This window comes from Salinibacterium xinjiangense (assembly GCF_014645015.1).
GTDB lineage: Bacteria > Actinomycetota > Actinomycetes > Actinomycetales > Microbacteriaceae > Rhodoglobus > Rhodoglobus xinjiangensis.
In genome coordinates this window covers 283,869-294,064 of record NZ_BMLC01000004.1, presented here as the reverse complement: position 1 = coordinate 294,064, position 10,196 = coordinate 283,869, and the positions used below count along the sequence as shown (strand labels likewise).

General features: G+C 61.9%; 10 protein-coding genes and 1 tRNA gene. 5 read left to right on the top strand and 6 right to left on the bottom strand.

Translation table 11 applies throughout. The features are described 5' to 3' along the window. Positions 1-676: 676 nt before the first annotated feature. Together IEW81_RS13275 and IEW81_RS13270 are read right to left on the bottom strand one after the other, a co-directional pair. Positions 677-967, bottom strand: a complete 291-nt coding sequence (locus tag IEW81_RS13275; RefSeq protein WP_143544735.1) for a hypothetical protein — start codon at positions 965-967, stop codon at positions 677-679. A gap of 182 nt (positions 968-1,149) precedes the next feature. Then, a tRNA-Tyr gene (locus IEW81_RS13270) sits at positions 1,150-1,231 on the bottom strand. A gap of 123 nt (positions 1,232-1,354) precedes the next feature. Here IEW81_RS13270 and IEW81_RS13265 point away from each other — a divergent pair. Beyond that, entirely contained in the window at positions 1,355-2,371 is a 1,017-nt protein-coding gene (locus IEW81_RS13265) for a LacI family DNA-binding transcriptional regulator (protein ID WP_097061758.1), read from the top strand. Here IEW81_RS13265 and IEW81_RS13260 read toward each other — a convergent pair. Then, positions 2,368-3,126 carry a lysozyme family protein gene (locus IEW81_RS13260; protein WP_143544734.1) on the bottom strand — a complete coding sequence of 253 codons (759 nt, stop codon included), beginning with the start codon at positions 3,124-3,126 and terminating at the stop codon, positions 2,368-2,370. The two genes, IEW81_RS13265 and IEW81_RS13260, sit on opposite strands and share 4 nt — an antisense overlap. Before the next feature lie 22 nt (positions 3,127-3,148). Between IEW81_RS13260 and IEW81_RS13255 the strand changes: the two genes are divergently transcribed. Beyond that, positions 3,149-3,637, top strand: coding sequence for a YajQ family cyclic di-GMP-binding protein (locus tag IEW81_RS13255; RefSeq protein WP_097061756.1), 489 nt, complete (start codon positions 3,149-3,151; stop codon positions 3,635-3,637). 4 nt (positions 3,638-3,641) lie between these two features. Next, positions 3,642-4,244 (top strand): hypothetical protein, encoded by a 603-nt coding sequence (locus tag IEW81_RS13250; protein WP_097061755.1) that lies wholly within the window; start codon positions 3,642-3,644, stop codon positions 4,242-4,244. Positions 4,245-4,292: 48 nt separating this feature from the next. Here IEW81_RS13250 and IEW81_RS13245 read toward each other — a convergent pair whose 3' ends face one another. Next, positions 4,293-5,114, bottom strand: a complete 822-nt coding sequence (locus IEW81_RS13245; RefSeq protein ID WP_097061754.1) for a bacteriorhodopsin — start codon at positions 5,112-5,114, stop codon at positions 4,293-4,295. A gap of 240 nt (positions 5,115-5,354) precedes the next feature. Here IEW81_RS13245 and IEW81_RS13240 point away from each other — a divergent pair, with 240 nt between their 5' ends. Continuing rightward, entirely contained in the window at positions 5,355-5,738 is a 384-nt protein-coding gene (locus IEW81_RS13240; RefSeq protein ID WP_179691914.1) for a MarR family winged helix-turn-helix transcriptional regulator, read from the top strand. Between the two features lie 65 nt (positions 5,739-5,803). Continuing rightward, positions 5,804-7,279, top strand: coding sequence for a cardiolipin synthase (cls, locus tag IEW81_RS13235; RefSeq protein WP_097061752.1), 1,476 nt, complete (start codon positions 5,804-5,806; stop codon positions 7,277-7,279). On the opposite strand, the gene IEW81_RS13230 is transcribed toward cls, so the two are convergent. After that, positions 7,260-8,705 carry an FGGY-family carbohydrate kinase gene (locus IEW81_RS13230; RefSeq protein WP_179691913.1) on the bottom strand — a complete coding sequence of 482 codons (1,446 nt, stop codon included), beginning with the start codon at positions 8,703-8,705 and terminating at the stop codon, positions 7,260-7,262. The two genes, cls and IEW81_RS13230, sit on opposite strands and share 20 nt — an antisense overlap. After that, on the bottom strand, positions 8,702-10,165 hold the full coding sequence (locus tag IEW81_RS13225; RefSeq protein ID WP_097061751.1) for an FAD-binding oxidoreductase: 1,464 nt from the start codon (positions 10,163-10,165) through the stop codon (positions 8,702-8,704). Before IEW81_RS13225 ends, IEW81_RS13230 begins: the two co-directional genes overlap by 4 nt. Between the last annotated feature and the right edge of the window lie 31 nt (positions 10,166-10,196).

Here is a 10,196-nt window from a genome sequence, read left to right as displayed (position 1 = left end):
TTGTGCACGCTGTTGAGTTCTCAAGGATCGGACGCTCCTGACCTCCACCGAAACCGGCATCACCCAGGGCCACACAACCATCACAATCACCCCCGCAACCAGCGGAAAGCAACCTGTATAACTTACCAGCTTCAGCGCGACTGTCAAATCAGTTGTCATGCGCCTGAACGGCATACGAACGACTGGCTAACTCGCGCTTATAGCGGGTTCCCATCCTAAGATCTGAGCGCCGATCCTGCAAGAGCAGAATTGCGACCTGACCGATCCAGCACCCGGAGGTTTTGGGGAATGGTGGCCCCCACTTGAGGCCGGAAACCCAGCAGCGAAGCTGACTTGGTTATCCGCACCTTTGGGGTGACAAGAGAGGACACTACGTGCTTGTCATGCTGCCCAGCAAACCAGCGCACATCCCGGGCGTGTCGCTACGGAGTCGCAATCTCGCAGCCGAGGAGCCCCGCGTCACCCTGACCCATCCAGCATGCCGGGTTCTGACGAGCTCGAGAATGCCCCGAATCCTGCATAAGAACTGCACTGTCGTATCCGACTCGATCTCGAGTTGACGCCGAACATAGGCGCCCACAGCCTGGAATCTTGCGGACCGTCCGAATCTGACGTATCCCGGGTTTCACGAACGGTTGCCCCGCGTCGATCACGCTGCGTGGCGGCGGCGAGGGTTCTAGAGCGCCAAGCCCCCTCGAACATCCGCTTGGCCGACTCCGCCCTCGTCGTTCGGGACAGCCCCGTCGTTCGGGACAGCCCCGGTCGGCCAGGCTCGGCTGACGACGAGCTCGATCTGCAGCGATCCGAAGAACGATTCCACGAACGCGTCGTCATAGGCGGACGCGACGTTACCGATCGATCCCATCGAGCCGGCTTCTCGAAGCGAGGTGCCGAACAGTCCGATGCCGAACAGCAATGTGCCGAGAAGCGAGGTGCCGAACATCCGGGTGAATGCGTGCTTACGCATTACCCGCGATCACGCTCGACACATTCGCCGACGTCTTCGAAGACGACCTCGACGACGTTTCAGATCGCATGGATTTCATACGCGCAGAAACAACTATGGGGTTTTCGCGGGGGCTCCGGACCAGCTATGCCGCGTAGGACCCGTAGTCTTCGTCGCCGCCGGAGTTGCGGGAAAGTTCTCGGTGGCATGTGAGGGATTCGAACCCCCGAATGCGAAGCAGTCTGATTTACAGTCAGATCCCTTTGGCCACTTGGGTAACATGCCGAGGCACCCGCTTCCGGTGTAAACACCAGCAGGACGTGCTGGATAAGGATACAAGCTCCTAGCGCACTGTGTGACCATGCCGACAAAGGTAAGATCGGCACGCAACTGAGGAGCTGTCACCCAATGCCGGGAATCGACCAAGTAGCTAAACTCGCCGGGGTCTCCACGGCGACGGTGTCACGCGCCCTCAGTGGCAACGGGCACGTCTCCGAACCGACCCGTCATCGCGTTCGCGCTGCCGCACTCGAACTCGGATACGTGGTGTCGTCAAACGCATCGAGCCTCGCGACCGGGCGCACGCGGAACATCGGCGTGGTCATCCCATTCATCAACCGCTGGTATTTCGGCGCCGTGCTCGAAGGCGCCGAGCAGGCGCTGCTCGGCCACGGCTACGACCTCACCCTCTATAACCTCAGCGGCGGCGACGATCAGCGCAGGAGCGTGTTCGAGCATTTCCTGCTTCGCAAGAGAGTGGATGCCGTCATCGCCATCTCCCTGGAGCTCACCGGCGACGAAGTCGATCGCCTCATGGACATGCACAAGCCGATCGTGGGCGTCGGTGGCTCGATCGCGGGGGTTCGCACCCTCAGCATCGACGACGCGGCCGTCGCGCGGCTGGCCACGGACCACCTGCTTGCGCTCGGCCACCGCACCATCGCGTTCATCGGCGGCAACCGGGAATACGACATGGACTTCCACGTGCCGTCACAACGCCGTGCGGGTTTCACCGCAGCGCTTGCCACCGCGGGAATCGATGCCGACCCCGAGCTCTTCCGCGCCGCCGACTTCACGATCCCCGGTGGATACGCCGCCGCAAAGCAATTACTGGGCAATCCGCGCACCCGGCCAACAGCAATCTTCGCCGCCTCAGACGAAATGGCCATCGGCGCGATCCTCGCCGCCAGGGATCTCGGCCTCTCGGTTCCAGACGATGTCTCCATCACCGGGGTCGACGATCACGAGCTTGCCGCATTCTTCGGCCTGACCTCCATTGCCCAGTTTCCTGCACTGCAGGGCCGCATGGCGGTCGACATCCTCATGGACCAGTTACATCCGGACCACACGGCACTCGCCTCGAGCAACACCCCGCTGCCGTTCGAGCTAATTGTGCGCTCGAGCACGGCGCGACCGAAGCTCTAGCCCGCGTCCGCGTAGCGCTGGGCAACTGTCGCGACCGCCTGCCCGTAGGTGGTTGCGCTGTTGTACGCCGCCACTCCGGTTCGCCAACCGTCGGGCGTCTCCATCTCCCCCGCCGCCCGGCACATGTGGTTCGCTGCAGCGATAGCGGAATCCGCGATGTTCTGCGGGTCCGGAATCCCGTCACCGTTACCGTCCGACGGCCAACTCTTCCAGGTTTGCGGGATGAGCTGCATCGGCCCGACCGCGCGATCGAAGTCAGTGATCCCGTCGATCGCGCCGCCATCGGAATCCGCGATGTTCTCTGTCTCCCCACCGTCGAGCACCACGCCGAAGATCTCAGGGCGTACCCGAAAATCGTCACCCACCACGGAACCGTCGTGACGACCGTGATCACTTTCCACCAGTCCGATGCCCGCCAGGGTGTTCCATCCGATTCCGCAGTCCGGATACACCTCCCGGCTTCTCACCACGGCGCCGGCATAAGCGAGCAGTGGGAGCCTCGGGATGCCCGTGCGGCGAGCTGTCTCCGACGCCCACGTCGAGTCGATCATGTCGACGTAGCCCGGTCCGGTCGGCTGCCGGGCGAGGACCGGGGCAGCGGCCTGGGTCGCGAACTCGGGTGACGAACCCGCGCTCGAGTCGGGCCCAGCGGAGCGCCCAGCGAGCGGCGTTGGCGGCAGGGAGACGGCGGTCACGGCGATCAGGGCAAAGACGACAATCAGGGCGCCGAGCATCGACCGCCAACGTTTACCCACAGGGAGGTTCTAGCATGGGTACATGGCAGATTCCACATTCGACATCGTCAGCAAGGTCGACCAGATGGAGGCGGACAACGCCGTCAACCAAGCGCAGAAGGAGATCGCGACGCGCTACGACTTCAAGGGCGTCGGCGCATCCATCGAATGGAGCGGCGAGAAGCTGCTGCTGAAAGCGAGCGCCGAAGAGCGAGTGAAAGCCGTGCTCGAGGTGCTCGAAGCCAAGTTCATCAAGCGTGGCATCTCGCTGCGGTCGCTGGATGCCGGTGAGCCGTTCGCGAGCGGCAAGGAGTACCGCATCGAAATCGGCCTCAAGAACGGCATCTCGTCTGAGGATGCGAAGAAGGTCTCGAAGATCATCCGCGACGAGGGGCCCAAGGGTGTGAAGTCGCAGATCCAGGGCGACGAGTTGCGCGTGCAGTCGAAAAGCCGAGACGACCTGCAGGCCACCATGGCGCTACTCAAAGGCAAAGAGCTCGACGTCGACCTGCAGTTCGTGAACTTCCGGTAAGGCAATGTCCGGCGACTCGTTCGATGCCGCATCGGACGAGCGCGCACTGGCTCGACTGGCGTACTCCAGGCCGGTGGACGGGGTCGATCCCGCCGCAGCCCAGGCACAACTCGCTGCCCTGGCCGAGGCCCGCAGGCCGCGGCCCGAGATCCAGTGGCACACTCCGCGCATTCCCACCGTGGCGACGCGGCGGGGGAGACTGCTTGTCGCCGCAGCGACAGCCGTTGCGCTGGGCTTAGCCAGCGCGGCAGCGTTTGCGCCAGTCTCGTCACTCACCGTGTTCGACCGGCCGCAGTCTGATGCTCCGGCTTGGCCGGGCGGAGGTATGCGTGATGCCCGAGCCGATAAGATCCGGTGGCTCACCAGCGGAAGCGGCTGGGATGTCTTCGCCTTTACCACCACCGGAGGCAACATCTGTGTTGCGGGCTTTGAAGGGCAGGTGAGCGCTGGTGGGGCCTGCACGAGCGAAGCAGTCTTCGACATCATCGGACTACGCCTGGGGATGAGCCGAACCGTGGACGACTCCACCGAATTTCTCAGTGTGAGGTGGGGGCCGGCCGGTTCCGTTCAGACGTCCGACCTGCCCCTCACCGAGTGGACACGCTAGCGTCTCGTCATCGCGCGCACCGGAAACACGCGATGACGAGGACGCTACTTACCTTGCGAGGATGGGAGGTGCGTCTTCTGTCGACAGCTCGACCCGAGCGAACTCAGGATCGTCGTCATACGACTTCATGCGAGCGACGTAGAAGATGATCAGGGCGTAAATGGCCTTGGCCACAATGTCTGCCACCGAGTAACCGACCTGCTTGGCTACCCACGCATCCGACCCCGCGATGTTGAGCAGGGGAAGGAGGTAGGCGATCGGGTAGACGCCCCAGCTGAGAAGCAGCAGCCAGCGCAGCCGGCTGAGTGTTCCCCGAACCGAGACAGGCTGGGTTGCCAGCGACTTGCTGAGCTGGCGGAACAGCACGAACAGGATGTAGGCGAACGGGATGGTGGACAGCAGTCCGAAGAGGCCGCGCACTCCGTTGTCTCCACTGATCTCACCGGGGTACCCGAGGATGATCATCAGGCCTGCGGCGACCATGAGCCTGACGATCAGGCCGCTCTGTACCTTCCGCGCCAGGGCGAGAATCGCAATGAGCTCAAGAAGCAGCAGTGGAACGGTGAGCAGCCAGTCGACGTAGCGGTAGCCCTCGTTGAACGATTCGCCTACCGCCGCCGTGTAGCCGTCGACACCGCCGACCGAATCGGAGACGAAGGCCGCCTTGAACGAGTCGAAGATACGGAAGTAGTGATAGGCGGCGATGCCACACACCACGATCGCAACGGTGATCGCCAAACGGTATCGCGGCAGGATCCGACTGAGCCCGAAGGTCAGGAAGAGCGCCGTGAAGAGTTGAGCGGCGATGACGAGGGACAGGAAGTTGTAGACAGTGTCAAACTGACCCTGGGTTAGGGCATCAGGTATCACGAGGTTCCTCCAGATATGTGGATGATGTGTGCGGCAGGAGTACCACCACACGATTCTTTTTCATCCTATTGCCCCACTGAGTAAGTAACATACTGAGTGATCTAAAACGCCGAGACTTTAATATTATTCTTCTGGGGAAGACGCAACGGTGTCACGAGAGGCGTGAGTATGGAAAGGGAATCGCCGCGCACCCATGCGCTCGATAGGTTTCCCGCGGCAGCCATACGGTTCGTCAGGGCCTTGGAACGGAATCGGGAAGCGATCGCCATCCGCCATGGATTGTCACCGAGTGAGCTCCGCGCGCTGTTCTGGATCGGGGAGCAGGGAAGCGTGCGCCCGAAAGAGCTCGCGGCCCACATGGAGATGACGACGGGCGGCGTCACCGCCATCTCGCACCGCATCGTCGAATTGGGACTTCTCGAACGAATTGCCCACCCGGAAGACCGCCGGAGCCTGTTTCTAGAGCTGACGCCCGCTGGTCACGCGATGATGACAGAAATGCACACCGATTTCACGAGCATGGTCGCGGGTTCGGCCCTGATGCTCTCGGTCGACGAGCTTGCTGCATTCGAATCCGCTCTCACCGTTGTCGCCACCGAAGTGTTCTCGCGACTGGGGCGCTGAGTCAGACCGGCTCTCCCTCACGCCGCACCACGGCGACTCCCCCGCTCGTCGCTAGAATTCGATCGATGGATGACGTCACCTCTTTCGTTATATCCAACATCTCGGTTGCCGGGGTGTTGCTCGTCATCGACTTCGTCATCAGGATCGTCGCCCTGGTCGTCGTGCCCCGCAACCGTCGGCCACAGACCGCCATGGCCTGGCTGCTGGCCATATTCTTCGTGCCGTATGTGGGCGTCATCCTGTTCCTGATCGTGGGGAGCGCGAGGCTTCCTCGAGGCAGGCGTCGCAAGCAGGCACAGATCAACGGCTACATTCTCGAGACGACAGAAGGATTCGACCTCGTTCAGCGTGATCAACCCTGGCCGGTGTGGCTGGAGCCGATCGTCGAGCTCAATCGCACCCTGGGCGCGATGCCGCTCGTCGGTGGCAACAAGGCGACGTTGTTCTCCAACAACCAGGAGACCCTCGACGCCATGACCGAGGCGATCAGGGGGGCGAAGAAGAGCCTGCATGTCGAGTTCTACATCCTGCTGCTCGACTCCACCACCGCGCCGTTCTTCGATGCCCTGGAGGCCGCACACAAGCGCGGCGTCGTTGTCAGGGTACTGCTTGATCACCTCGGCAACTTTCAGTATCCGGGGTACGGTCGCACTAAGCGGCGGTTGAAAAAAATGGGCGTCGAATGGCACCTGATGCTGCCATTCCAGCCCCTGCGGGGCAAAATCGGCCGACCCGACCTGCGCAACCACCGCAAGATCATGATCATCGACGACACCATCGCCTTCACGGGATCACAGAACGTCGTGGATACCGGTTACCAGCGCTGGAAGAATCGCCGCCGCGGGCTGCACTGGAAAGACTTCATGGTGCGCTTCGAAGGCCCGGTGGTCGCAGGCCTTGACGCCCTGTTCATCACCGATTGGTATTCCGAGACCAACGAGTTGCTCCCCCGCGGATCCGCCACAAACTTCAGCACGATCGGCACCGGGGACCTCGACTGCCAGGTCGTTCCGAGCGGCCCCGGCTTCCCCGGCGAGAACAACCTCAGGATGTTCAACTCGCTGGTCTACGCCGCCCAGGAGAAGGTCATCCTGGTCACCCCCTACTTCGTTCCCGACGACTCGATGCTCTATGCGATCACCACAGCCGCCCAGAGCGGGATCAAGGTAGAACTGTTCGTCTCGGAGATCGGCGACCAGTTCTTCGCGTACCACGCGCAGCGCAGCTATTACGAGGTGCTGTTGGACGCCGGCGTGATCATCTACCTCTATAAGGCGCCGACGATCCTGCATGCGAAGCACATGACGATCGACGACGACGTGGCCGTCATCGGTTCGAGCAACATGGATATGCGGTCGTTCACCCTCGACCTCGAGGTTTCGGTGATGGTGCGCGGCAAGGCCTTCATCGATTCGCTCCGTGACGTCGAAGAGGTGTACCGGGCCAACAGTCGCGAGCTCACTCTCGAGGAGTGGCGGAAACGTGGATTCGTCGTGAGCGCACTCGACAACATCGCGAGGCTTACTGCAGCGGTCCAGTAGCCTGCTGGGGCCCGCCCTCCAGCCATGCAAAAAGTGGATCGGTGAAATCGGCAAGTCCAGCGTGCTTGCGCGCGAACGGAGCGTAGGCGGCAACCGATTCGGGGTCAGGCTCGACTCGGTCTGCCAGGCGCACAGTTGCACTAACCGCGGTATCCCAGTCGGCATAGATGCCGGCGCCGATGAGCGCGCAAATAGCCGCGCCAAGCCCAGCAGCATCGGTGACCGCGGTCCGCCGGACGGGACGGTCCAGCACGTTGGCCAGGATATGCAGCATGAGTGTTGACCGGGAGCCACCTCCCGAGACGATGACTTCCGTGAAACGACGCCCCAGCGCCGTCTCCATTGCCTCCAGGTGCACCCGCATCGTGTAGGCGATGGCTTCGAGTATCGACCGGTAGAGGTGGAAACGACCCTGACTGCCATCGAAACCAAGGAACGCCCCACGTCGTTCTGGGTGATCTCCCGGTGCAAGCCAGTCGAGAATCGCGAAGAGTCCACCGCTGCCGATGGGCACGCCGCATGCGCCCGACTCGAGTGATCCCTCGTCGACAGATGGGGCACCTTCGGAATTCAGTAGGTCGCGATACCAGCTGATCGTCCACATTCCGCGCCGAATGCCGCCGCTCTCGTTCAGGTAACCGCCGGCTATGGAGTCAAAATTGACCCAGTATGAGCTTGAGGTCGACACCGGCGCACGGCTCGGAGTCATCGCAGCGATATAGGTACCAAGGGACAGTAGCGCCTCGTGCTCCGAGACCAGCCCGCTCCCCAGCGCTTCGACGGCTTTGTCGTTGGCAGTGGCATACACAGGCAATCCTGCTGGCAGCCCGGTCGCCGTTGCCGCTTCCTCGGTCACGGCCCCCAACAGCTCACCGGGCTCGACGAGTTCGGCGAGCTGGTCCTTCCGAATCCCGGTGCTCGTGTAATCAGCATCATCGAGCGACCACGCTCGCCGGACGACGTCGATGGGCCAGACGCCCTGATAATTGGCAACAGTGTCGCGAAATGCACCGGTGAGACGACCGGTGATGTATCCCGACGATGTCGTTATGCGGGCGACCCGTTCGTTGCCGGGAACATGAGCCGAGGAAACCCGGGCATCCATCCAACTCATCACGGGCTCGACGAGTCGCCCGTCGGTGTCGAGAAGGGCACGACAGAACCTGATCGTGCACAGTCCGACTCCGGCGATCTTGGACGCATCGCCCTCGAAGGCCGCGAGTGCAGCACGGCACGTCGCTGCAATCGACTCCCAGAGGTCGTCATCGGGATGCACGACCTGCCCCCTGACGTGAGTGTCGTACGGGCGAAGGCGCTGCTGAGCCGAAGCGTGGACATTGCCCCACTCATCCACAATCATGACTTTCGTGCTCTGCGAGCCATTATCTATCGCGAGGACGAATCGCTCGCTGGCCGGAACGGTCATAGTTTGAGCGGAATGATCGTGCCAGCGTTCATGATGCTCTTCGGATCGAACGCCCGCTTCAGAGTCTCGACCATGGAGTAGGCGCTGCCATGCTCCTGAGCTGTCCATTTCGTGCGATATTTACCGATGCCGTGATGGTGCACCATCGATCCGCCGAGGCGCAGTGACTCCTCGACGATGATCGCATTGAGCGGTATGTGATATTCATCGATCTCCTCTCGCGGTTCACAGGAGATGGCGTAGTCATAGACGAAGTAGAGATTCGTCCCCGTCTGATAGCTGTGCGAGGAGTGCGCACCCAGCATGGTGAGGTCTCCGGCGCGAGGGAATTCGCCTCGGATTCTCGACATGATCGCATCGTAAAGCTCTCGCACCCTCGACCAGTCCACAGACACCTCTGTTGTGTATCCGAGGTGATGATCGTTCAACATGGTCAGCTTCTCGGCGTCGATCTTGTCCTGGCCCCAGTTGAGGTTGTCGAACCAACTCTCGATGAGCGCGTTGTCTACACGCTCATGCGGTCGCGTGGCAAACAGCTCCTCGATCGCGTCTGCCGTTGCATCCGCGATGCCCTTCGGCCCTTCCGCGACAAGGATGACGACACTTTTGCCATTCGCAAAGTGAGCAAAGTGCTGGTGAGCATCTTCGGGGGAGTATGCGCGACATACGCTCGGTCGATAACCATCGGTCACGAGCTGGCGCAAGGCGTCTACCCCGTCCGCGAAGTCGTCGACGAGGAATCCGAAGAATCGATTATTCTCTGGCTGATACCGGAAGACCTTGACGGTCACCTCGGTAACGAAGCAGAGAGCGCCTTCGTTGCCGATGACGATATGACGGATGTCGGGGCCAGCAGCCCGCCGGGGAACATTCTTGATTCGCGCGATGTGCCCTCCCGGGAAAACCGCCTCGAGACCGATGACCATATCCTCGATGCCACCGTAGAGCGTCGAGAACTGGCCGATCGACCGGGTCGCGACAAGCCCGCCGTACTGTGCGATCGGTTTGGACTGGGGCGAGTGGCCCGTGGTGAGGCCCTGTTCGCGCAGCCGGTCCTCAAGCATCTGGAGCGGTACCCCGCACTGCACCGTGGCCATCATGTCAACCGGATCGATATGCAGGATCGCGTTCATCCTCGAACCGTCGAGCACGATCGTGTCGTCGACAATCGTCTCCAGCCCACCCTCGGTCGCAGTGCGACCCGTGCGAGGAACGACGTTGATGAGATTGTCGTCAGCGAAACGGAGCACGGCGGCAACCTGTTCAGTATTTTCCGGGTATGCAATGACCGCGGGGATCGGGCCGTCGAAGATGTCGTGCACCGCGGTGTACTTGCGAAAACGGTCGACGCTGGCCTCGCGAAGGTTCTGGAGGTCGGTGTCGATTCCTGCGGCGCCAAGCAGCGCCATTACACCGGCGACGACCTCGTCCCGGTTGAGCGTGGAGCGTGATTCTGCCATGATGTGCCTTCTCTTTCGGGGAGGGGTGGTT